This is a genomic window from Aureimonas pseudogalii (assembly GCF_014196835.1).
Lineage (GTDB): Bacteria > Pseudomonadota > Alphaproteobacteria > Rhizobiales > Rhizobiaceae > Aureimonas > Aureimonas pseudogalii.
This window is the reverse complement of the sequence record NZ_JACIEK010000002.1, coordinates 271,058-293,783: the sequence shown is the minus strand read 5'-3', so window position 1 is coordinate 293,783 and position 22,726 is coordinate 271,058. Positions and strand designations below refer to the sequence as shown.

Sequence of the window (22,726 nt, the reverse complement as noted above, 5' to 3'; positions counted from 1 at the left end):
GGCGCCCCCGCTCCCGACGGGGAACGGAAGCGCCGGAAGAAGGCGAAGCGGCGTGAGATTCGCGCCGCTTCGCCAGAGTCGCCGGGATCAGGGCATCAGCACGGTGTCGATGACGTGCACGACGCCGTTCGCCTGTAGCACGTCGGCCTGGGTCACCGTGGCGACGTTGCCCTTGGCGTCGGTGACCGTGAGCTTGTCGCCCTTCATCGCGAGCGTCAGTTCCTCGCCCTCGACGGTCTTGACCATGTGCTTGCCGCCGTCGTCCTTGATCATCTTCATCGCGGCTTCCGACGTCGCCTTGGCTGGGACCACGTGATAGGTCAGGATCTTCGTCAGCATCGCCTTGTTCTCGGGCTTCACCAGCGTGTCCACCGTGCCGGCGGGCAGCTTCTCGAAGGCCGCGTTGGTCGGCGCGAAGACCGTGAACGGGCCCTTGCCGCCGAGGGTCTCCACGAGACCGGCCGCCTTCACGGCCGCCACCAGCGTGGTGAGGTTGGAGGCGTTCGGCGCGTTCTCGGCGATCGTCTTGTTCGCGTACATCGGCGCACCGCCGACTTCGACCGACGCGGCGGTCTGGGCGAAGGCGGCACCGGAGATCGAACCGGCGAGGACGGTGGCGATGGCGGCGTTGCGAATGAAGGACTGGATCATGGAGCGTTCCTTTGGAAAGGTTCGCCTTCCGGAAGATCGAAAGGTGCACGAGATACGGGCGAGCGCTCGAAAAAGGTGCAGACTTTTGTGATCACGCCCCAGTGATAGCGGCATTCGCTTCGAAGCAACGATCGATGCGAACGTTAGGTGGCTGGCTAAGCGTCTGATTTCGGCAGATGTTTTTCGCGGCCTCGAAGCGCGAGATCGGGCGCAGACCGGATGCTGCGGCAGACGGACGCAGACCGGACGCGGGTAGCGCGACGCCTCGCGTTCGCTCAGTCGTCGACGCGGCCTCGCATGCGCTTGGTGTCGGAGCGGCCCTTCTTGGCGTCGAGGCGGCGCTCCACCGAGCCGCGCGTCGGCCGCGTCTTGCGCCGCGGCGGCGGCGGCGGAACCAGCGCCTCGCGCACCAGCGCCACCAGCCGGTCGCGGGCGTCCTGGCGGTTGCGCTCCTGCGTGCGGTGGCGCGAGGCCTCCAGCAGGATCTCGCCCTCCTTCGTCGCCCTCGAGCCCGCGAGCTTCAGGAGGCGTGTCTTGACGTCGTCGGAGAGGACGCTGGAGGCGCTCGCGCGAAAGCGCAGTTGCACGGCCGTCGCCACCTTGTTGACGTTCTGCCCGCCCGGCCCGGCCGAGCGGATGAAGGCCTCCTCCAGCTCGTCGTCGGGAATGCGCACGCGCGAACTGACGAAGAGCCCTTTCTCGGAACCATATCTGTCCATGTCGGCCGGACCTTCTCGAACCGTCGGCCTTGCGCCCTCCCGCCCGATGCGGGGGCCGAACGCCGGGTCTCTCGCGCCGGGGCGAAGGTGAGCCACAAAACGAAAAGGCCCGCAACCCCGAGGGGCCGCAGGCCTTCGCTCCTCCCAGAGCAACTTGGGCCGGCGCTACTCGGCGGCGAGCGCCAACGTCGGCGAGGCGCCCAGCACACTCTCGTCGACATGCGCCTCGAACTTCTCGAAATTGGCGCGGAACATGCCGGCGAGCTTGCGGGCCTGCGCGTCGTAAGCGGCCCCATCGGCCCAGGTCGAGCGGGGGTCGAGGATCGCCGCGTCGACGCCGGGCACGGCCACCGGAACCTGGAAGCCGAAATGCGGGTCGGTGCGGAACTCCGCCGCCTTCAGCGAGCCGTCGAGCGCGGCGGCGAGAAGCGCCCGCGTCGCCTTGATCGGCATGCGCTTTCCCGTGCCGTAGGCGCCGCCCGTCCAGCCGGTGGAGACCAGCCAGCAGTCGACCTCGTGCCGCGCGATGAGGTCGCGCAGGAGATTGCCGTATTCCGAGGGGTGGCGCGGCATGAAGGGCGCGCCGAAGCAGGTGGAGAAGGTCGCCTCGGGCTCGGTCACGCCCTTCTCGGTGCCCGCCACCTTGGCGGTGTAGCCCGAAAGGAAGTGGTACATCGCCTCGGCCGGGGTGAGCTTGGCGATCGGCGGCATCACGCCGAAGGCGTCGGCCGTCAGCATGATGATGTTCTTCGGGTGCTGGCCGAGACCCGTGGCGCTGGCGTTGGGAATGAAGTGCAGCGGATAGGCGGCGCGGGTGTTCTCCGTCAGACGGCCGTCATCGAAGTCCGGCACGCGCTTCTCGTCGAGGATGACGTTCTCCAGCACCGTGCCGAACATGCGGGTGGTCGCGAAGATCTCCGGCTCCGCCTCGGCCGAGAGGCGGATCGTCTTGGCGTAGCAGCCGCCCTCGAAGTTGAAGACGCCGTCCTCGCCCCAGCCGTGCTCGTCGTCGCCGATCAGCGTGCGGTTCGGATCGGCCGAGAGCGTCGTCTTGCCGGTGCCCGACAGGCCGAAGAACACGGCGGTGTCGCCGTCCGCGCCGATATTGGCCGAGCAGTGCATGGGCATGACGCCGCGCGAGGGCAGCCGGTCGTTGAGCACCGTGAACACCGACTTCTTCATCTCGCCGGCATAGGTCGTGCCGCCGATGAGCACGATGCCGCGCGTGAAGTCGCAGGCGATCACCGTCTCGGAGCGGCAGCCGTGGCGCTCGGGATCGGCCTTGAACGAGGGCAGGTCGATGATCGTGAGATCGGGCACGAAGCCTTCGAGCTCGGCCTCGCTCGGGCGGATCAAGAGGTTACGAATGAAGAGGGAGTGCCAGGCGAACTCGGTGACGACGCGGGCCTTCAGAGCGTTGTCGGCATCGGCGCCGCCCACGAGGTCCTGCACGAAGAGATCGCGGCCCGCCGCATGGGCCTTGAAGTCGTCGTAGAGACGCTCGAAGGCGTCGGGGGCCATCGGCTTGTTGTTGTCCCACCAGATCCGGTCTTCGGTGGCGGCGTCGCGCACCACGAACTTGTCGCGCGGCGAGCGGCCGGTGTGCTGACCGGTGGTCACCACCAGGGCGCCATGCGCCGTCAGCCGCCCTTCGCCGCGCCGGATCGCGGTCTCGACGAGTTCGGCCTCGCCGAGGTTCCAGCGCAGCGACGCGAGATCGCGCAGGCCCGTCGTCTCGATGCCGCATGCGGCGTTGCGCAGTCCCGTCTGTTCCATGTCGAAATCCCCTCGTGGATGGGCAGGAAGCAGCTCGGCTTCTCGGCGCCATGCATAGTATGCGACAGGGCGGTGCGGCAACTCGTCATGATGCTTAATTCTTAAGCCTTTTCAGGTGTTTAATCGGTTTAGAAGAGGTCATCTTCCGACTAAATCGGTTCAGGACGCATTTGCGAGCCGGCTGCGGCGTGAAAATATTTCTCATTCGTCTCACAGTCCGGGCTCGGGCGGGGACGTTGCGTCTCTCCCGCGATGCCGGCAGGCACCTTTCGGGCGCCCGCGCGTTGGGAAGCCTGAAGGGCGGGCGGGCCGCCGACACCGGCGCTTGCCGAGCGCCGCTCCGACGGGAAGGGACAGACGATGACGCAAGGCTCCACCGAGACGTTCTGGGAGATGATCGCCGAGTTCGACACCTGCATGGTGACGACGCGCGACGGCACCAAGCTGCGCGCCCGGCCGATGGCGCCGCGCATCTCGCGCGAGCGCGGCCAGATCCTCTTCGTCACCGACATCCGCTCGCACAAGGTCGGCGAGGTCGAGGGCGACGATCAGGTCGCCTGCACCTTCACCAAGCACGGATCCTACGTCGCGGTGTCGGGAACGGCGAGCGTGACGCAGGACCGCGCCCGCATCGACGAGATCTGGGACGCCGAGATCGAGGCCTGGATGCCGCAGGGCAAGGACGGTGAAGGCGTGGGCGTCTTCGTGATCGACCCCTCGCAGGCCGAGATCTGGGACGTGAAGGCCAACAAGGTCACGCAGGCCTGGGAGTTCGCCAAGGCCTATCTCGGCGACAAGCCGCAGCCCGACGTCTCGGAACACGTCAAGGTTCAGCTCTGATTCGGCTGACGTGCCCCCCCCCCCGAGAGCCGGCAGACGGCGAGCGAGCCGGTCTCGTTCGCTTCTCGCGCCCGGCTTTCGCGTGAAAAAGCAAAGGTTTTCACACGCTTCCGGCAAAATCTTTGCAAATGCGTGCGAAATGCCACATTCTCCCGGGAAAGCATTCTCGGATGACGCGTTCTCCTCGCTCCGCCGTCTTGGCGGGGCGCCGGACGCGTCGCCATCGATGCGGATCGCGCGTCGGCGCGGCGCGGCGGAACCATCCCCCGCCCGGCCGGTGCGGCGGGAACATGGAGTGAAGGCATGCCGACGATTGCGCTGGTGGACGACGACAGGAACATTCTGACGTCGGTCTCGATCGCGCTCGAGAACGAGGGCTACCGGGTCGAGACCTACACCGACGGCGCCTCGGCGCTCGAAGGCCTGTCGGCGCGCCCCCCGCATCTGGCGATCTTCGACATCAAGATGCCGCGCATGGACGGAATGGAGCTGCTGCGCCGCCTGCGCCAGAAGTCCGACCTGCCGGTGATCTTCCTCACCTCCAAGGACGAGGAGATCGACGAGCTCTTCGGCCTGAAGATGGGCGCCGACGACTACATCCGGAAGCCCTTCTCGCAGCGCCTGCTGGTGGAGCGCGTGCGCGCCATCCTGCGCCGCGGCGCCCCGCGCGAGGCCGGCGCCAAGACCGGGCCGGCGCCCGAGTCCTCGCTCGAGCGCGGCCAGCTGGTGATGGACCAGGAGCGCCACACCTGCACCTGGATGGGCCAGCCGGTGACGCTCACCGTCACCGAGTTCCTCATCCTCCACTCGCTGGCGCAGCGTCCGGGCGTCGTGAAGAGCCGCGACGCGCTGATGGACGCGGCCTATGACGAGCAGGTCTACGTCGACGACCGCACGATCGACAGCCACATCAAGCGCCTGCGCAAGAAGTTCAAGGCGATCGACGACGACTTCGACATGATCGAGACCCTCTACGGCGTCGGCTACCGGTTCCGCGAGATCTGACCCCAGCCCCGCCAGACCGGGCGAACGAAAACCCGACGGACGACGACCCGACGAAAGGCCGCGACGGGACCTTGGTTTCCACCGACCCCTCCTCCGGCGACACGCTCGCGGCCGGCCCCGCCGCGCCGCGCCGCAGCGCGCGGGCGCGCTGGCGTCGCGTGCCCTTCGTCCGGCGCTCGCTGTTTCGCCTGCGCTGGGTGCTCGGCCATTCCATCTTCTCCTCGCTGACGCGGCGCATCGTCTTCCTCAATCTCGTCGCGCTGATCGTCCTCGTCTCCGGTATCCTCTATCTCAACCAGTTCCGCGCCGGGCTGATCGACGCGCGCGTCGAGAGCCTGCTGACGCAGGGCGAGATCATCGCCAGCGCCATCGCCTCCTCGGCCACCGTCGAGACCAATTCGATCACGCTCGACCCCGAGCGCCTGCTCGAGATGCAGGCGGGTGCCACGCTGCAGCCCAATGCCGAAACCTCCGAGAGCCTCGACTTCCCGATCAATCCCGAGCGCGTCGCCCCGCTGCTGCGGCGGCTGATCTCGCCGACGCGCACCCGTGCCCGGCTCTACGACCGCGACGCCAACCTCATCCTCGATTCGCGGCACCTCTACTCGCGCGGCCAGATCCTGCGCTACAACCTGCCGCCGGTGGAGGAGGAGGGCGAGGGCGTCGCCGCCTGGATCGGGCGCCAAGCCGCCCATCTCTTCGGCCATGGCGGCCTGCCGGTCTACCGAGAGACGCCGGGCGGCTCGGGCGTCACCTATCCGGAGGTGATGAGCGCGCTGACCGGGGGCCCCGCCACGGTGGTGCGCTCCACCGAGAATGGCGAGCTGATCGTCTCCGTCGCCGTGCCGATCCAGCGCTTCCGCGCCGTGCTCGGCGTGCTCCTCCTGTCGACGCAGGGCGGCGACATCGACAAGATCGTGCAGGCCGAGCGTATGGCGATCGTGCGCACCTTCGCGGTGGCCGCGCTCGTCACCGTGGTGCTCTCGATCCTCCTCGCCTCCACCATCGCGACGCCCCTGCGCCGCCTCGCGGCCGCTGCCATCCGCGTGCGGCGCGGGGTCAAGGCGCGCGAGGAGATCCCCGATTTCGGCGACCGGGCCGACGAGGTCGGTAATCTCGCCTCCGCGATCCGCGACATGACCAACGCGCTCTACGCCCGCATGGACGCGATCGAGAGCTTCGCCGCCGACGTCTCCCACGAGCTGAAGAACCCGCTAACCTCGCTGCGTTCGGCCGTCGAGACGCTGCCGCTGGCGCGCAACGAGCAGTCGCGCGAGCGGCTTCTGGCCATCATCCAGCACGACGTGCGCCGGCTCGACCGGCTGATCACCGACATCTCCGACGCCTCGCGCCTCGATGCCGAGCTCGCCCGCGAGGTTTCGGGGCGCATCGACCTCGCCGGCCTCGTCGGCTCGGTGGTGGACGGCGCGCGCGCCCATCTGAAGCCCGGGCGCGACACCGCCATCGTGCTGGAGACCGCCCCGCCCGGCCCGGGCAAGAGCTACCGCGTCTCGGGCCACGACCTGCGCCTCAGCCAGGTCTTCACCAACCTCATCGACAACGCCCGGTCCTTCGTGCCGGACCAGGGCGGACGCATCACCGTGCGCCTGCGCCGCCAGGGCCGGCGGGTCGTCGTCACCCTCGAGGACAACGGGCCGGGCATCCAGGCCGAGAAGATCGACCGGATCTTCGAGCGCTTCTACACCGACCGACCGGGCGCCGAGGCCTTCGGACAGAATTCCGGGCTCGGCCTGTCGATCTCGCGCCAGATCGTCGAGGCGCATGGCGGCGAGATCGAGGCCGAGAACTTAGCTGCGCCCGCCGGTGCGGAGGGTTTCGCCGGCGCGCGCTTCACCGTCTCGCTGCCGGCCGAGGATTGAGCCCGCCCAACCTCCACGCCACCGCCCTCCTCGTCGGCGGTCGCGGCATCCTCATCCGCGGGCCCTCGGGCAGCGGCAAGTCCTCGCTGGCGCTCTCGCTGCTGCGCCGTGGCGGCAACCCCGGCGATCCCGCGCGGCTCGTCGCCGACGATCAGGTCGCCGTCGAGGCAGAAGGAGGCCGCGTCTGGCTCTCGCCCTTCGCCGCCACCGCCGGCCTCATCGAGATCCGCGGCGTCGGCATTCTCACCGTGCCCCATGCGGCGCGAGCGCCGCTCGATCTCGTGGTGGATCTCGGCGAGCGCGCTCCTCTCGTACGCCTGCCCGAGCCCTCGTTCGCGGTCATTGCGAGCCAGCCGGTGGTGCGCATTCTCCTGCCGGCACGCGACCCCGCCTTCGGCGCCGACGTCGTTCTCACCGTGCTGGAGGCCGAAGACGGGCCACTCGGGCGCCGATGACCGCGATGCGGGCAGGTGCGGCGCACAAAAAGGCAGGCTATCTTCGCGTTCCGCAGATATCACGAAAGCGTGTTGCCCTCCGGCAACGCCCGGTCCGCCGCCTTTTGGAAGAATTCTCGCCGCCTGTGTCTCCCGCCGCCTTGCGGCGTCATGGCAGCAGGCGCACAATCGACTGCCCACGAGAGCGGCGATTCCGGAGTGGACGACGAATGATTGGACTGGTGCTGGTAACACACGGCCAGCTCGCGCGTGAGTTCAAGCTGGCCGTCGAGCATGTCGTGGGGCCGCAGGAAGCCTTCGAGACGATCTGCATCGGCGCCGACGACGACATGGAACAGCGCCGCCTCGACATCGTCCAGGCCGTGCGCGACGCCGATCGCGGCAAGGGCGTCATCATCCTCACCGACATGTTCGGCGGCACCCCCTCCAACCTCGCGATCTCGGTGATGGACGAGGGAACGGTGGACGTTCTCGCCGGCGTCAACCTGCCGATGCTCATCAAGCTCGCCAGCGTGCGCGGCGAACGGCCGATGGAGCAGGCGCTCGTGCAGGCGCAGGAGGCCGGCCGCAAGTACATCGCCGTCGCCAGCCGCATTCTCGCCGGCAAATAGGCGCTCCCTTCGCATGATCACGCGGCGGCAGCCCGGCGGACACCGGCCCCATCCATCCGGATCCATTCCTTCATGACCTCCTCCCCCGCCCGCTCCTTCCCAGTCGAGGCTTCCGTGAGCTCTTCGATCCACCGGACCCTCACCATCGTCAACCGCAAGGGTCTGCACGCCCGCGCCTCCGCCAAGTTCGTGCAGCTCGCCGAGAGCTTCGCGAGCGAGCTGACGATCACGCGCGACGGCATGAGCGTCGGCGGCCAGTCGATCATGGGCCTCATGATGCTCGCCGCCGGGCAAGGCTCGACGATCGAGGTCGAGGCCGAGGGCGAGGACGCCGAGGCTGCGATGACGGCGATCTCCGCGCTCGTGGCGGATCGGTTCGGCGAGGACTGCTGAAGGCCGGGACGGCCGCGCAGGCGATCGTGCGGGTGGTTCCGGTTCGGCATTTGGCGGAGGCGCAAAATCGCAAGAGCGATTTCTCGGGGGAGTCTGGTTCGGCGTTGGCGGGTGGGACGCGAAATCGCTCGCGATTTCACGGGGGATAACCACATAAGCATTCCCTTATATCCTTCCGGGTGCCTCTCTGCTAGGAGAGGCCATCCCGGCCGGTCTTCTCGTGCGATCGACGCCCCGCCCGGCCCCTCGCCCAAGGAGACCGCCGCATGGCCGCCACCCAAGACTACATCGTCCGCGACATCGCCCTCGCCGATTGGGGCCGCAAGGAGCTCGACATCGCCGAGACGGAGATGCCGGGACTGATGGCCTGCCGCGAGGAGTTCGGCGCCGACAAGCCGCTGACGGGCGCGCGCATCACCGGCTCGCTCCACATGACCATCCAGACCGCGGTCCTCATCGAGACGCTGCAGGCGCTGGGCGCCGAGGTGCGCTGGGCCTCCTGCAACATCTTCTCGACGCAGGACCATGCGGCAGCCGCCATCGCCGCCACCGGCACCCCCGTCTTCGCCGTGAAGGGCGAGACGCTGGAGGAATACTGGGACTACAGCGACCGCATCTTCCAGTGGCCGGACGGCCAGCCCTCGAACATGATCCTCGACGACGGCGGCGACGCCACGATGTACATCCTGCTCGGCGCCCGCGCGGAAGCGGGCGAGGACGTGCTCTCGAACCCTGGCTCCGAGGAAGAGGAGATCCTCTTCGCGCAGATCCAGAAGCGCATGGCCGCCAGCCCCGGCTTCTTCGCCCGCCAGCGCGACGCCATCAAGGGCGTCACCGAGGAGACGACCACGGGCGTCAACCGGCTCTACCAGTTGCAGACCAAGGGCCTGCTGCCCTTCCCCGCGATCAACGTCAACGACAGCGTCACCAAGTCGAAGTTCGACAACAAGTACGGCTGCAAGGAATCGCTGGTCGACGGCATCCGCCGCGCCACCGACGTGATGATGGCCGGCAAGGTCGCGGTGGTCTGCGGCTACGGCGACGTCGGCAAGGGCTCGGCGGCATCGCTCGTCGGCGCCGGCGCCCGCGTCAAGGTGACGGAGGTCGATCCGATCTGCGCGCTGCAGGCGGCGATGGACGGGTTCGAGGTCGTGACCCTCGAGGACGCCGCACCCACTGCCGACATCATCATCACCACCACCGGCAACAAGGACGTCGTGACGCTCGACACGATGCGCACCGTCAAGGACATGTGCATCGTCGGCAACATCGGCCACTTCGACAACGAGATCCAGGTCGCGGGCTTGAAGAACCTCAAGTGGACCAACATCAAGCCGCAGGTCGACATGATCACCTTCCCCGACGGCAAGCGCATGCTGCTGCTCTCGGAAGGGCGCCTCCTTAATCTCGGCAACGCCACCGGCCACCCGTCCTTCGTGATGTCGGCCTCGTTCACCAACCAGACGCTGGCGCAGATCGAGCTCTTCACCAAGGGCGAGCAGTACGCCAACGAGGTCTACGTGCTGCCCAAGCATCTCGACGAGAAGGTGGCGCGCCTGCATCTCGACAAGCTCGGCGCCAAGCTCTCGACGCTCTCCGAGAGCCAAGCCGCCTATATCGGCGTGACCCCGCAGGGCCCGTTCAAGCCCGAGCGCTATCGCTACTGAGGCTTGAGCGACCCTCACCGAAGATTGTGCCGGTAGGCGGCCTTACTGCCTCCCGCCGCGAATCAGACCGAGCGCCGGTGGCAAGCCCCCGGCGCTTTTTCTTTTTTCCCACCTGTGCCGTTCCGGCGCTTTCCGCGAAGTTATCCACCGTTTAGATTCGCCGAATCGACGCTCCGCGGGGAACGGAGCGCCGGGTCTTGGGGACATCTGTCTTTTCTCGACAGGCGGCTGAGAAGGACGGGGGACGATGGAACGCGAATCGACGAGGGGAACGGGTCCGGCGACCCGGTCCGGACGATGGCATGGTCTCGCGTCGCGGTTGCGGCGGATCGGCGCCGCCCTTCTCGCCGGCGGGACCGCGCTCGCCGTGCTGCCCGCCTTGCCCGCCCGGGCCCAGGACCTCGGCGCCGGCATGGCGCCGGAGACCATTCTCAACCTCGCGCTGGTCGGGCTCACCGTGGGCGCCGCGATGATCGCCGCCGTCTGGCTCATCCGCCAGCAGGCGATGACCGCGGACGAGAACAAGCGCCTTCGCGCCGACCTCGCCGATGCCGTGAACGAGGCCGACCGGCGCGGCAGCCTGCTCGCCGACGACGGCCAGCGCCTCGTGGTCTATTCCGGCGCGGGGGCGCCGGACCTCGCGGGCTCGCTGCCCAAGGGCCTCGGCATTCCCGCGGACGCCGCCGGCTTTCTCGCCTTCGACACCTGGATGGAGCCGGCCGAGGCGGCCGAGCTGGAGCGTGCCATCGCGCAGCTGCGCACCCGCGCCGAACCCTTCCGCCTCGAGCTCGAGCGCCCGGACGGGCGCATCCTCGAGGTCGCCGGGCGCACCGTCGGGGCGCTTGCGTGTCTGCGCTTCGTGCCGCTGGCGGGCGTGCGCGAGGAGCTGGCGAGCCTTCGCCTCGAACAGTCCCGCGCCAACGGCATGATCGAGACCATGCAGTCGCTCTTCGACGCCGCGCCGATGCCGATGTGGCTGCGCGACGAGGCGGCCCGGCTCGTCTGGGTCAACACCGCCTATGCCCGCTCGGTGGATGCCGCGGGCGTCATCTCCGCCGTGGAAAGCCAGGTCGAGTTCCTCAACGAGCAGGACCGCGCCCTCATCGCCGCCCAGACCGCGCGCTCCGGCCGCTTCGACGACAAGCTGAGCGCCGTGGTCGAGGCCGACCGGCGCAACTTCCGCGTCGTCGACGCGGCCGGCCCGTTCGGCTCGGCGGGCCTCGCGATCGACATCTCGGCCACCGAGGCCGTGCGCCTCGAGCTGAAGGAGACGATCCGCTCGCACGCAGAGACGCTCGATCACCTCACCACCGCGATCGCCCGCTTCGACGAGAAGACGCAGCTGATCTACAACAACGCCGCCTTCGCCAAGCTCTTCGACCTCGCCGCCACCTTCCTCGACACCGCGCCCGACCACATCACCATTCTCGACCAGCTGCGCTCGCGCGGCATCCTGCCGGACGACCGGCCGCTGCGCGACATCAAGGCCGACATCCTCGCCGCCCACCGCGCCACGCAGCCCACCGACGTCGTCTGGCACCTCACCGACGGGCGCACGCTGCGCGTCTTCACCAGCCCGGAGCCGCAGGGCGGCGCGACCTGGGTGTTCGAGGACCTCACCGAGAAGCTGCAGCTGGAATCGCGCCTCAACGCGCTCGTTCGCCTGCAGGGCGAGACGCTCGACTTCCTGCGCGAGGGCGTGGCGGTGTTCGGCCAGGACGGGCGCCTGCGCCTGTCGAACCCGATCTTTGCCGAGCTCTGGGGCCTTTCCGACGAGTTTCTCGCCGCCAAGCCGCACATCCGCTCCTTCGCCGCCACCTCGGCGGTGTCGATCCGCCCCTCCGCCGTCGAGGGCGTCGCCGACACGACCTGGCTCACCTTCGTGCAGGCCGTCACCGCCTTCGACGAATCGGCGCGCGAGGCGTCGAGCGGCGAGTTCGAGCTCTCCGACGGCCGCGTCCAGGCCTTCGGCATCGTGCCGCTGCCCAACGGGCAGACCATGCTCACCTTCACCGACATCTCCGACGCGCGCGCCGCCGAGCGCATGCTGCGCGAGCGCAACGAGGCGCTGGAGAACGCCGACCGCCTGAAGAGCGACTTCGTGCAGCACGTGAACTACGAGCTGCGCTCGCCGCTCACCAACATCATCGGCTTCTCGGCCCTGCTGCGCTCGCCCGAGACGGGCCCCCTCAACGAGCGCCAGAGCGAGTATCTCGACTATATCGGCACCTCCACCTCCTCGCTGCTGACCATCGTCAACGACATCCTCGATCTCGCCACGATCGACGCCGGGATCATGGATCTCGACCTCTCCGACGTCGACATCGCCGCCACCGTCGAGCATGCCGCCGACGCGATGCGCGACCGGCTGCGCGAGAACGACATCCGCCTCGAGGTCGATCTGGCGGGTGCCGGCTCGACCTTCCGGGCCGATGGGCATCGCGTCACGCAGATCCTCTTCAACCTCCTCTCCAACGCCGCCAACTTCGCCCCCGCCGGCTCCACCGTGCGCCTGAAGGCAGCGCGCGGGCGCGGCGAGGTGCTGTTCAGCGTCGCCGACGAAGGCCCCGGCATCGCTCCCGGCGACGTCGCGCGCCTGTTCGAGCGTTTCGAATCCGACCCCGCGGGCGGGCGCCAGAGCGGCGCCGGCCTGGGCCTCTCCATCGTCAAGAGCTTCGTCGAGCTGCATGGCGGCCGAGTCGAGATCGGCAAGGCGCCGCGCGGCGGCACGCTCGTCACCTGCCGCTTCCCGGCGCTGCGCCAGGAAAAGGACCTCGCCGCCGAATGAGCCTGCTCCCGAGCGCCGCCGACCTCGAGACCGGCGAGCGCATCTTCGCCGTTCCGCTGCCCGACGACGCCGCCACCGGGCGCCTCGCGAGCGATCTCGCGCTCGTGCTCGGCTTCGGCGACGTGGTGGCGCTTTCGGGCGAACTTGGCGCCGGCAAGACCACCTTCGCGCGCGCCTTCGTTCGCGCGCTCGCCGCCGATCCCGCGCTCGACGTGCCCTCCCCCACCTACACGCTCACGCAGATCTACGAGACGCGGCCGAAGACCACGCATTTCGACCTCTACCGTATCGCCGACGAGAGCGAGCTCGACGAGCTCGGCTTTGACGAGGCCGCCGAGACCGGCATCGTGCTCTGCGAATGGCCCGAGCGCGCCGAGCGCGTTCTGGAACTCGCCAACATCCACCTGACGCTGCGCGACGCGATCGGGGGCGGGCGGATCGCCGAGATCCGCTGCGCGGCCGAAGCCGCTTTGCGGGTCGGCCGCACGCTGCAGGTGCGTGCCTTCCTCGACGCCGCCGGCCAGCCCGGCGCTGCCCGCGCGCCCTTTCCGGGCGACGCCTCGGCCCGGCGCTACGAGAGCGTGCGCGGGCCCGAGGGCGAGGCGCTCGTCCTGATGGACGCCCCCCGCCTGCCGCCCGGCCCCCCGGTGAAGGACGGGCTGCCCTACACCCACTTCGCCCACACCGCACTCGACGCGCTGCCCTTCGTGGCGGTCGCCGAAGAGCTTGCGCGCCGCGGCCTGCGCGTGCCCCGCATTCTCGCCGCCGACGTAGAGGCCGGGCTCGTGGTGATGACCGATCTCGGCCGCGAGGGCGTGCTCGACGCCGCGGGCCGCCCGATCAAGGAGCGCTACGAGGCCGCGGCCCTCGCGCTCGCCGCGCTCCACGCCGCGCCCTTCGATCCCCGGATCGAGACCGCCGGGGGCGCCGTCCACGTCGTGCCGCCCTTCGACCACGGGGCGCTCGCCATCGAGGTGTCGCTGCTGCCCGAATGGTACTGGCCGCACCGGCACGGGCGCCCGGCGAACGCCGCCGAGCGCGCCGCCTTCGACGCGGCGTGGGACGATCTCTTCCGCGAGCTGGGCGCGGCGGAGACGCATCTCCTCCTGCGCGACGTGCACTCGCCCAACCTCCTGTGGCAGCCCGGCGAAGACGGACCCACGCGCGTCGGCTTCCTCGACTTCCAGGACGCGATGGTCGGCCCCACCGCCTACGACCTCGCGTCGCTGGCGCAGGACGCGCGCGTCGACGTCGCCCCCGAGCTGGAAGCCCGCCTCGTCGCCGCCTACGTCGCCGCCCGCCGGGCCCGAGATCCCGCGTTCGACGCCTTCGCCTTCGAGCGCGCCTACGCCATCACCGCCGCGCAGCGCGCCACCAAGATCCTCGGCATCTTCGTGCGGCTGAAGCTGCGCGACGGCAAGCCGCAATATCTGCGTCACATTCCTCGGATTAAGTCCTATCTCAAGCGCACGCTCGACCATCCCGCGCTGACCGCCCTCGCCGCGCTCTACCGGGAATGGGACGTCCTCGCCGACGACCCCGAGCCGCCTCACCCCTGATCGCCGGACCTTCGCCTCTTGACCTCGCGCCATCCCCTCGCCGCCCTGCCCTCCCTCGCTCCGGCGGCCACCAAGCCCCCCCGCTTCGCGCCGAAGCCCCCCCGCGCCCCGAAGCCGAAGACCGCGATGATCCTCGCCGCCGGCCTCGGCAAGCGCATGCGCCCGATCACCTCCACCATCCCCAAGCCCCTCGTCGAGGTGCACGGCAAGGCCCTCATCGACTACGGGCTCGACGCGCTCGCCCGCAACGGCGTGGAAAGGGTGGTGGTCAACGTCCACTACATGGCCGACCTCCTGCGCGCCCATCTGCGCAAGCGCCGCGACATGGAGGTGCTCGTCTCCGACGAGACCGACCGGCTGCTGGAATCGGGCGGCGGCATCGTGCGCGCCCTGCCGCTCATCGGCGACGACCCGTTCTACCTCGTCAACTCCGACACGTTCTGGATCGACGGCTACCGCGACAATCTCGATCTCATGGCCGACCTCTGGAACCCCACCGAGGCCGACCTCCTCCTCCTCATCGCCGAAATGCGCCAGGCCACCGGCTACGAGGGCCGCGGCGACTTCACCATGGACCGCGAGGGGCGCCTGCGCCGCGTCGCCGAGCGCAACCTGAGCCCCTTCATCTATGCCGGCGCCGCCATCCTGAAGCCCGACCTCTTCCGCGACCTTGCCGAAGAGACCTTCTCCCTCAACCGCGTCTTCGACACCACGATCGAAACCGAACGCCTCTTCGGCGTGCGCCTCGACGGCCTCTGGCTCACCGTCGGCACCCCGAAGGCCGTGAAGGAGGCCGACGCCGCCTTCCTCGCCAGCGCCACCCGAATGCAGCACGCCTGAGGCGGTGGCCTGGACGCAGGGGCGCTGCCCCTGCACCCCGCCAAGGGCCTGAGGCCCTTGGAACCCCCTCCCTTCCGTCAGCCTTGGGAGAGGGCCGCTGGCCCTCGCCCAAGGCTGATATAAGAAAGTGGGGGTCCGGGGGTGTCAGCCCCAGGGCGGGGCTCGGGGCGGCAGCCCCGCTTCTAAGCCGCCGCCACAGTCGCGCTTTGTGAAGCAGGCGGAGGCGGCTAGGGTGGCGGGGATGCGCACGAACGTCTTTTCCCTATCGCCGGGCCTGCCCTTTCTACCGACGCTGGCGCGCGGGGTGCTGGAGGGACGGTTTCTGCCGGGCCATGATTTCGCGGCCGACCCGCTGGCGCTGGCGGGGCTGACGGTGCTGGTGCCGACGCGCCGGGCGGCGCGCGCGTTGGGCGAGGCGTTCACGGAGTGCCTCGGGGGCCGGGCGGCGATCCTGCCGGCGATCCGCACGCTCGGCGACGCCGACGAGACGGCGCTCCATTCCCGCCCTGGCCCAGGCCCGGGCGCGGGGCTGACGCCGGAGATGGACGCGCTGGAGCGGCGGCTGATCCTGGCGCGGCTGGTGCGGGTGTGGAAGGACGAGCTCAACCGCGCAGCGTTGCGCATTCTCACAGGCGAGGAGCGGGTGCTGCCGGCCTCGGCGGCGGATGCGCTCTATCTCGCGGGCGATCTCGCGGCCTTTCTCGACGAGGCGACCACCGACGAGGCGGGGCTGGCGGGCCTCGCGCAGCTCGCGCCCGACCGGCTGGCGGAATGGTGGCAGCTGACGCTGCGCTTTCTCGCCATCCTCTCCGAGCACTGGCCGGCGATCCTGCGGGATCGCGGCGCGGACGACGCGGCGGCGCTGCGCGTGCGCTGGTTCGACATGGAGGCGGCGCGTCTGACGGAGCGCGGCTCGCCCTCGCCGCTGCTGGTGGCCGGCACCACGGCGACGGCGCCCTCGACGCTGCGCTTTCTGCGGGCGGTGGCGAACCTCGCCAACGGCGCCGTTGTGCTGCCGGGCCTCGACGGGCATCTCGACGCGCCGAGCTTCGCTGCGATCGACCGCGCCCGCTCGATCGCAGCGCCCGGCCATCCGCAATACGGCCTGCGGCGCATTCTCGAGGGGCTGCAGATCGACCGCGACGCGGTGGAGGCGATCGGCACCGAGGCCGGCGATCCGCTGTGGGCGCGCGAGCGGTTCCTCTCGGACGCGCTGCGCCCGGCCGAGACCACCGATCTCTGGCACGAGGCGGCGGGGCGCCATGGCGCCGCGGCGCTGGAGGGACTGGAGCTCGCCGAGGCCGCGGACGAGCGCGAGGAGGCGCTGGCGATCACGGTGGCGATCCGCGACGCGCTGGCCGACCCCGACGTCACGGTGGCGCTGACGACGCCCGACCGCAACCTCGCCCGCCGCGTGGTGGCCGAGCTCGAGCGCTTCGGCATCCGCGCCAACGATTCGGCGGGCCGGCCGTTGGCGGGCACCGCACCGGGAACCTTCACCGGGCTGGCGCTGGCGGTGGCGCTGGAGCCCGGCGATCCCGTGGCGATCCTGTCGCTGCTCAAGCACCCGCTGCTGCGGCTGGGCTTCACCATCGGCGAGGCCCGCGATGCCGCGCGCACGATCGAGCTCGTGGCGCTGCGCGGTGGCACCGGCGTCGCCGACGGCGCGGGCCTTGCGGGGCTCTTCGGCCGGGCGCGCGAGGCGGCCGAGGCGGAGGGCGGGCGTCCGGTGCGGCCCGTTCGGCTGCTCGGCGCCGGCGAGCGCGACGGTGCGGCGGAGGCGGCGCGGCGGCTGGAGGCGGCGCTCGAACCGCTGACGCGCCTGCGCGGCTCGGGCGAGCGCGAACTCGCCGGCTATGCCACGGCGCTGACGCAGGTGCTGGAGGCGCTGGCGCGGGACGAGGACGGGCGCACCACCGCGCTCTACGCCGAGGAGCCGGGCATCGCGCTGCGCGACTTCCTTGCCGGGCTCGTCGCGGCGCCCGAGACCGGCTTTACGATCCGCTCGGCAGAGCTGCCGGACGTGGTGCGCGCCCTCATGGCCGACGTCGCCGTGCAGCCGCGCGGCGGCCTGTCGCGCCGCGTCTTCGTCTGGGGCGCGCTGGAGGCGCGTCTGCAGCATGTCGAAATGATGATCCTCGGTGGGCTGAACGAGGGCACTTGGCCGCGCGCGGCGCGTTCCGACGCCTTTCTCTCGCGCATCATGCGCTCGGAGATCGCGCTCGACCCGCCGGAGCGCCGCATCGGCCTCGCCGCGCACGATCTCTGGATGGCGCTCGGCAGCCGCCGCGTGGTGATGACGCGCGCCCGCCGGGCCGGCGGCGCGCCCGCCATCCGCTCGCGCTGGCTGCAGCGCATCCTGACGCTGGCGGGCCCCGAGGGCGCGGCCGCGCTGGCGGCGCGCGGCGAGCCCTATCTCGCCCATGCCCGGCGCCTCGACGACGCCCCCCACGCGCCCCCGATCGCGCGGCCCGAGCCCCGCCCGCCCGTGGAGGCGCGCCCGGTGAGCGTGTCGGTCACCGAGGTCGAGACCTGGATCCGCGATCCCTATGCCGTCTATGCCCGGCGCGTGCTGCGGCTCGACCCGCTGCCCCCGATGATCCGCGCGCCCGGCGCCGCCGAGCGCGGCCAGCTCTACCATGCGGTGCTCCACCGCTTCGTGGAGGCCGGCATCGACGCCGCCGACGAGGGCGCGGAGGGCGCGCTGCTGGCGCTCGCCCGCGCCGAGTTCGACGCGGCGGCGCTGCCGGCCGAGATCGAGGCCGTGTGGTGGCCGCGCATGGTGACGCTCGCCCGCCACATGGTGGCCTGGGAGCGCGAGCGCAGCCCTCGCGTTGCCGAGCGCTTCACCGAGATCGAGGGCGAGGTGCCCTTCGCCGATCTCGGCATGACGCTGCGCGGATATGCCGACCGGATCGACCGGCTGCGCGATGGGCGGGTGGAGATCGTCGACTACAAGACGGGCACCGAGCCCTCGGTGAAACAGGCGCGCACGCTGCTCAGCCCCCAGCTGCCGCTGGAGGCGGTGATGGTGCGGCTCGGCGGCTTCGCGGCGATCGCGAGGGGCACGCCGCTCGGCGATCTCCTCTACGTGCGCCTTCGCGAGCGCGAATTCTACGAGGAGCGGCTCGCGCATTCCGGCGGGCGCAGTGCCGAGCCGCAGACGGCCGAGGATCTCGCCGACGCCGCGCTCGCGCGCTTCCGGGGGCTCGCCGCGCAATATCGCCTGGCTGAGACCGGCTATCTGTCGCGCGCCCGGCCCTTCGTCGCCGGCGACTTCTCCGGCCCCTACGATCATCTGGCGCGGGCCCGCGAATGGGCCGTCGCCGCGGTCGGCGAAGAGGAGGGAGCCGCCGAATGACCCCCGTCTCGCAAACCACCCTCTCGCAAACCGCCGTCTCGCCGGCCACCGAGGCCGCCCAACGCCTCGCCTCCGATCCCGCTCGCTCGGTCTTCGTCGCCGCCAACGCGGGCTCGGGCAAGACGCACGTCCTCACCGAGCGCGTGGTGCGCCTGCTGCTGGCGGGGGCCGACCCTTCCAAGGTGCTCTGCCTCACCTACACCAAGGCCGCCGCCGCCGAGATGCAGACCCGCGTCTTCGCGCGCCTCGCGGGCTGGACGACGCTGCCCGACGCCGATCTCGCGGCCGCGCTGCGCCGGCTGGAGGCGGGCGACCCCTCGCCGGCCCGCCTTCGCGAGGCGCGCCGGCTCTTCGCCCGCGCGCTGGAAACGCCGGGCGGGCTGAAGATCCAGACGATCCACGCCTTCTGCGAGGCGATTCTCCACCAGTTTCCGCTGGAGGCCAACATCCCCGGCCATTTCGAGGTGATGGACGAGACCGCGAGCGCCATTCTGCTGGCCGAGGCGCGCCGGCTTCTCGTCGCCGGCGCCTCCGCGGGGCCGGATGCCGAAGATGCTGAGGAGGCCATTCTCGGCACCGCCTTCGCCGACGCGCTGGCGCTCGCGGGCGAATGGGGGCTCGACGCGCTCGTCGCCGAGATCGTCGCCAAGCGCGACCGGCTGCGCCGCCATCTCGACGCCGTCGGCGGGGTCGAGGGCGCCGCCGAGCATCTGCGCCGGGCGCTCGGCCTCGGCGCGGACGAGAGCGAGACGACGATCCTCGAAGGCGCGATCGACCCGCCCGGCCTCGACGAGCCCTTCCGCGAGGCCTTGGCGGAGGCCGCCGCGCGCTCGGCCAAGGCCACCGACGCCAAGCTCTCCGCCAAGCTCCTCGCCTTCGATACCGCCGAGGACCCGGCGCTGCGCTTCGCCGCCCTGAAGGCGATCCTCCTGAAGGCCGACGGCGAGCCCTACAAGCCCGCGAGCGTCGCCACCAAGGCGGTGAGCGAGCGCTTCGCCGACTTCACGGAGCGCCTGGAGGAGGCGACCGCGTTCGTCTCGGAGGCGAGCGAGCGGCTGGCGACGCTGCGCCTGGCGCGCGCCAGCCGTGCCGCGCTGGTGATCGCGGGCCGCTTGGAGGCCGACTATGCCGCGCTGAAGCGCCGGCGCGGCCAACTCGACTTCGAGGACCTGATCGTGCGCACCGCCGATCTCCTCCTGCGCACCGAGGCCTCGGCCTGGGTGCACTACAAGCTCGACCGCGGCATCGACCACGTTCTCGTCGACGAGGCGCAGGACACCAGCCCCCGGCAGTGGGAGGTGGTGCGCCAGCTCGTGGAGGAGTTCTTCGCCGGCGCCGCGGCCCGCGAGCGCCCGCGCACGGTCTTCGCGGTGGGCGACGAGAAGCAGTCGATCTACTCGTTCCAGGGCGCTTCGCCCGCCATGTTCTCGGCCGAGCGGACGGGCATGGAGCGCCTCGCCTCCCATGCAGGCCTGCCCTTCTCGCGCGTCGAGCTGCACCAGTCCTTCCGCTCGGTCGCCGACATCCTCCAGGCCGTCGACGAGGTCTTCGCCGAGCCCGCCGACCGGCGGGGCCTCAGCGCCGGCGACGAGCCGCCGGTCCACGTCTCGGCGCGGGCCGGCGAGCCCGGCCTCATCGAGGTCTGGCCGGCGCTCGTGCCGGCCGCCGTGGCCGCCAGCGACGACTGGCTGGCGCCGATCGACCACCAGCCGGAGTCCAGCCCCGCCAACCGGCTGGCCCGGCGCATCGCCGCGCAGATCGCCGAGTGGATCGGCCAGCCGATCCGCGTGAAGGGCGTGGAGCGCCCGCTCGGGGCCGGCGACATGCTCGTCCTCGTGCGCAAGCGCTCGGGCTTCGTCGCCGCCATGGGCGCGGCGCTGCGCGAGGCCGGCATCCCCGTCGCCGGCGCCGACCGGCTCGTCATCACCGACCACATCGCCGTCGCCGACCTCGTCGCGCTCGGGCGCGTCGTCTCCAATGCCGAGGACGAGCTGTCGCTCGCCGCGGTGCTCAAAAGCCCACTCTTCGGGTTCGACGACGACGACCTGATGGCGCTCGCCCTCTCGCGGGGCACGCAGGGGCAGATCGAGCCCCTCTACTTGGCGCTGCGTCGGCTCGCCCGCCCCGAGGGCGCCACACGCCTCCCCGCCTTCGTCCCGGCCGGGGCGCGGGCCAGCCTCTTGGCGAAGGCCGCCGGCGCCTTTTCGCGGCTGGAGGAGCTGCGCCGGCGCGCCGGCTTCGAGACGGTGTTTCCCTTCTTCGCGCGCATCCTCGGGCCGGAGGGCGGGCGCGCGAAGCTCGGCGCCCGGCTCGGGCGCGACGCGGGAGACGTGGTGGACGCGTTCCTCGACCTCGCGCTCGCCGAGGAGGAGGCCGGGCGCGGCGGGCTCGACGCCTTCCTCGCCAACATCACGGCCGCGCCCCCGACGATCAAGCGCGAGATGGAGCATGGGCGCGGCGAGGTCCGCATCATGACCACCCACGCCTCGAAGGGGCTGGAGGCGCCGGTGGTGTTCCTGGTCGATCCCGGCTCGGCGCCCTTCAGTCACGCCCATTCCGCCAAGCTGATGGAGTGGACGGCGATGCCGGGCCTCGTGCCGGGCACGCCGCCGGGCTTTCTCTGGTGCCCCGAGGCGGCACTTCGCAACGAGGTGGTGACAAGCTTGCGCGAGGCGGAAAAGGCGCGCGCCGAGGACGAGTACCGCCGGCTCCTCTATGTCGGGCTGACGCGCGCCGCCGACCGGCTCGTGGTCTGCGGCCTCTCGGGCGTGCGCGGACCCGACGAGAACAGCTGGCTGCAGCGCGTGGAAGCCGCGCTCGGCCGAACCGCGCGCGACATCCGCGATCCCGCCACCGGCGAGCGCACGGCGCTGCGTCTCGGCGCCGATCCGGCGGCCGTCAAGCTGGCGCCGCAGGCTGGCGAGGCGCCCCGCGCCGTGCGTCCGATCGACCTCTCGCCGTTGCCCCCGGAGCCGGCGCCGCCGCGCCCGCTCTCGCCCTCCTCGGCCGGCGGCGCCCACCGCATCGAGGCGCTCGACGATTCGCTGCCCCCCGCCGGCCCCGAACGCCCAGTCTCGCCGGTGCTGGGCTCCGGCGGCGAGCCCGGCCCGGGCTTGCGCCGCGGCGCGCTCGTGCACCGCCTGCTGCAGCTGCTGCCGGATCTGCCCCCGGCCGAGCGCGAGCCGGCGCTGCGCGATCATCTCGACACTGCCGGCGCCTTCCTCGACAGGGCCGACCGCGCGCGGCTCGCCGATCAGATCCTCGCGATTCTCGATGATCCCGCCTTCGCGCCCTTCTTCGCCCCCGGCAGCCGGGCGGAGGTGGCGCTCTCCGGCCGTCTGGAGCTCGGCGGACACGCCTACCGCGTCAACGGCACGATCGACCGGCTGTCGGTCGACATGGAGACGGTGCGCATTCTCGACTACAAGACGAACCGGCCGCATCCCCGCACGCTCGACGCCGTGCCCGAACCCTACCTCCTGCAGCTCGCGCTCTATCGCGACCTCGTGCGCCCGCTCTATCCCGGTCGCCGGGTCTCCGCCGCCCTCCTCTTCACCGAAGGCCCGCTCCTGATGGAGCTGCCGGACGAGCGGCTCGACGCCGCGCTCGCCCTGCGCGAGGCGCGGGCACGCACGCCGATGCCGGAGGCGATCGAGCCGACGGCTTGAACGAGGGCTACGCGCCATCTACCTATGGTGGGACCCGGCGCCCGCCCCGATTCCTCGGCGCGCGCGGCCGACGAAACCTCGGGCGATGCGCCGCGACAAGCGACGCCGCCGCCGAACGGAGCCTTCCGATGGCCACGAAGAAGACCGACAACAGCAATTTCCAAGCCGACGTCCTCCAGGCGTCGAAGCCCGTGGTCGTCGATTTCTGGGCGGAGTGGTGCGGCCCCTGCAAGATGATCGCGCCGAGCCTGGAAGAGATCTCCGAGGAGATGGCCGGCATCGACGTGGTGAAGGTCAATATCGACGAGAATCCCGACCTCGCCGCGCAGTTCGGCGTTCGCTCGATCCCGACGCTCATGCTCTTCAAGGACGGCGAGCAGGCCTCCGTGCAGGTCGGCGCCGCGCCGAAGTCCAAGCTCGTCGCCTGGATCAACTCCAACGTCGCCGCCTGACGGTTTCGACCTTTGGCTGAACGAAGCCCGCATCGAGCGATCGATGCGAGCCTTTTCGTGT

16 protein-coding genes are annotated in these 22,726 nt (G+C 70.9%); 13 read left to right on the top strand and 3 right to left on the bottom strand.

Annotation, left to right across the window (positions count from 1 at the left end):
- Positions 1 to 87: 87 nt before the first annotated feature.
- The 3 genes from GGR04_RS07910 to GGR04_RS07900 form a co-directional block, all read right to left on the bottom strand.
- Positions 88 to 651 carry a fasciclin domain-containing protein gene (locus GGR04_RS07910; RefSeq protein WP_183199298.1) on the bottom strand — a complete coding sequence of 188 codons (564 nt, stop codon included), beginning with the start codon at positions 649 to 651 and terminating at the stop codon, positions 88 to 90.
- 275 nt (positions 652 to 926) lie between these two features.
- The gene (gene arfB / locus GGR04_RS07905; protein ID WP_183199297.1) at positions 927 to 1,370 is read right to left on the bottom strand and encodes an alternative ribosome rescue aminoacyl-tRNA hydrolase ArfB; all 444 of its coding nucleotides are present in this window, start codon (positions 1,368 to 1,370) and stop codon (positions 927 to 929) included.
- Positions 1,371 to 1,535: 165 nt separating this feature from the next.
- Positions 1,536 to 3,146, bottom strand: a complete 1,611-nt coding sequence (locus tag GGR04_RS07900; protein WP_183199296.1) for a phosphoenolpyruvate carboxykinase — start codon at positions 3,144 to 3,146, stop codon at positions 1,536 to 1,538.
- Between the two features lie 360 nt (positions 3,147 to 3,506).
- Between GGR04_RS07900 and GGR04_RS07895 the strand changes: the two genes are divergently transcribed.
- The 13 genes from GGR04_RS07895 (at position 3,507) to trxA (ending at position 22,665) form a co-directional block, all read left to right on the top strand.
- Entirely contained in the window at positions 3,507 to 3,986 is a 480-nt protein-coding gene (locus GGR04_RS07895) for a pyridoxamine 5'-phosphate oxidase family protein (RefSeq protein WP_183199295.1), read from the top strand.
- A 303-nt stretch (positions 3,987 to 4,289) separates the two neighbouring features.
- Positions 4,290 to 4,991 carry a response regulator transcription factor gene (locus tag GGR04_RS07890; protein ID WP_183199294.1) on the top strand — a complete coding sequence of 234 codons (702 nt, stop codon included), beginning with the start codon at positions 4,290 to 4,292 and terminating at the stop codon, positions 4,989 to 4,991.
- 71 nt (positions 4,992 to 5,062) lie between these two features.
- Positions 5,063 to 6,871 carry a sensor histidine kinase gene (locus GGR04_RS07885; RefSeq protein ID WP_183199293.1) on the top strand — a complete coding sequence of 603 codons (1,809 nt, stop codon included), beginning with the start codon at positions 5,063 to 5,065 and terminating at the stop codon, positions 6,869 to 6,871.
- A complete protein-coding gene (locus tag GGR04_RS07880; protein WP_183199292.1) occupies positions 6,868 to 7,326 on the top strand; it encodes an HPr kinase/phosphorylase in 459 nt (152 codons plus the stop codon). The genes GGR04_RS07885 and GGR04_RS07880 overlap by 4 nt, the downstream gene beginning before the upstream one ends.
- Before the next feature lie 209 nt (positions 7,327 to 7,535).
- Positions 7,536 to 7,937, top strand: a complete 402-nt coding sequence (locus tag GGR04_RS07875; RefSeq protein WP_183199291.1) for a PTS sugar transporter subunit IIA — start codon at positions 7,536 to 7,538, stop codon at positions 7,935 to 7,937.
- A 72-nt stretch (positions 7,938 to 8,009) separates the two neighbouring features.
- Positions 8,010 to 8,330, top strand: a complete 321-nt coding sequence (locus GGR04_RS07870) for an HPr family phosphocarrier protein (protein ID WP_183199290.1) — start codon at positions 8,010 to 8,012, stop codon at positions 8,328 to 8,330.
- 266 nt (positions 8,331 to 8,596) lie between these two features.
- Positions 8,597 to 9,997, top strand: coding sequence for an adenosylhomocysteinase (gene ahcY, locus GGR04_RS07865; protein ID WP_183199289.1), 1,401 nt, complete (start codon positions 8,597 to 8,599; stop codon positions 9,995 to 9,997).
- Positions 9,998 to 10,244: 247 nt separating this feature from the next.
- The gene (locus GGR04_RS07860; protein ID WP_183199288.1) at positions 10,245 to 12,785 is read left to right on the top strand and encodes a sensor histidine kinase; all 2,541 of its coding nucleotides are present in this window, start codon (positions 10,245 to 10,247) and stop codon (positions 12,783 to 12,785) included.
- Positions 12,782 to 14,344: a tRNA (adenosine(37)-N6)-threonylcarbamoyltransferase complex ATPase subunit type 1 TsaE gene (gene tsaE, locus GGR04_RS07855; protein ID WP_183199287.1), complete on the top strand. Its 1,563-nt coding sequence runs from the start codon at positions 12,782 to 12,784 to the stop codon at positions 14,342 to 14,344. Before GGR04_RS07860 ends, tsaE begins: the two co-directional genes overlap by 4 nt.
- A 126-nt stretch (positions 14,345 to 14,470) precedes the next feature.
- Positions 14,471 to 15,184 carry a nucleotidyltransferase family protein gene (locus GGR04_RS07850; RefSeq protein ID WP_183199404.1) on the top strand — a complete coding sequence of 238 codons (714 nt, stop codon included), beginning with the start codon at positions 14,471 to 14,473 and terminating at the stop codon, positions 15,182 to 15,184.
- Between the two features lie 241 nt (positions 15,185 to 15,425).
- Complete coding sequence (gene addB, locus GGR04_RS07845; RefSeq protein ID WP_183199286.1) at positions 15,426 to 18,545, top strand: double-strand break repair protein AddB; 3,120 nt, start codon at positions 15,426 to 15,428, stop codon at positions 18,543 to 18,545.
- The gene (addA, locus tag GGR04_RS07840) at positions 18,542 to 22,213 is read left to right on the top strand and encodes a double-strand break repair helicase AddA (protein ID WP_183199285.1); all 3,672 of its coding nucleotides are present in this window, start codon (positions 18,542 to 18,544) and stop codon (positions 22,211 to 22,213) included. The genes addB and addA overlap by 4 nt, the downstream gene beginning before the upstream one ends.
- A 128-nt stretch (positions 22,214 to 22,341) precedes the next feature.
- The gene (gene trxA / locus GGR04_RS07835) at positions 22,342 to 22,665 is read left to right on the top strand and encodes a thioredoxin (RefSeq protein WP_183199284.1); all 324 of its coding nucleotides are present in this window, start codon (positions 22,342 to 22,344) and stop codon (positions 22,663 to 22,665) included.
- Positions 22,666 to 22,726 lie beyond the last annotated feature (61 nt).

Coding starts and splice junctions, on each gene's coding strand:
- GGR04_RS07910 (WP_183199298.1), bottom strand. CDS start 651: ATGATCCAGTCCTTCATTCGCAACGCCGCCATCGCCACCGTCCTCGCC.
- addB (WP_183199286.1), top strand. CDS start 15,426: ATGCGCACGAACGTCTTTTCCCTATCGCCGGGCCTGCCCTTTCTACCG.
- GGR04_RS07890 (WP_183199294.1), top strand. CDS start 4,290: ATGCCGACGATTGCGCTGGTGGACGACGACAGGAACATTCTGACGTCG.
- ahcY (WP_183199289.1), top strand. CDS start 8,597: ATGGCCGCCACCCAAGACTACATCGTCCGCGACATCGCCCTCGCCGAT.
- GGR04_RS07875 (WP_183199291.1), top strand. CDS start 7,536: ATGATTGGACTGGTGCTGGTAACACACGGCCAGCTCGCGCGTGAGTTC.
- GGR04_RS07850 (WP_183199404.1), top strand. CDS start 14,471: ATGATCCTCGCCGCCGGCCTCGGCAAGCGCATGCGCCCGATCACCTCC.
- tsaE (WP_183199287.1), top strand. CDS start 12,782: ATGAGCCTGCTCCCGAGCGCCGCCGACCTCGAGACCGGCGAGCGCATC.
- addA (WP_183199285.1), top strand. CDS start 18,542: ATGACCCCCGTCTCGCAAACCACCCTCTCGCAAACCGCCGTCTCGCCG.
- GGR04_RS07860 (WP_183199288.1), top strand. CDS start 10,245: ATGGAACGCGAATCGACGAGGGGAACGGGTCCGGCGACCCGGTCCGGA.
- GGR04_RS07900 (WP_183199296.1), bottom strand. CDS start 3,146: ATGGAACAGACGGGACTGCGCAACGCCGCATGCGGCATCGAGACGACG.
- trxA (WP_183199284.1), top strand. CDS start 22,342: ATGGCCACGAAGAAGACCGACAACAGCAATTTCCAAGCCGACGTCCTC.
- arfB (WP_183199297.1), bottom strand. CDS start 1,370: ATGGACAGATATGGTTCCGAGAAAGGGCTCTTCGTCAGTTCGCGCGTG.
- GGR04_RS07870 (WP_183199290.1), top strand. CDS start 8,010: ATGACCTCCTCCCCCGCCCGCTCCTTCCCAGTCGAGGCTTCCGTGAGC.
- GGR04_RS07895 (WP_183199295.1), top strand. CDS start 3,507: ATGACGCAAGGCTCCACCGAGACGTTCTGGGAGATGATCGCCGAGTTC.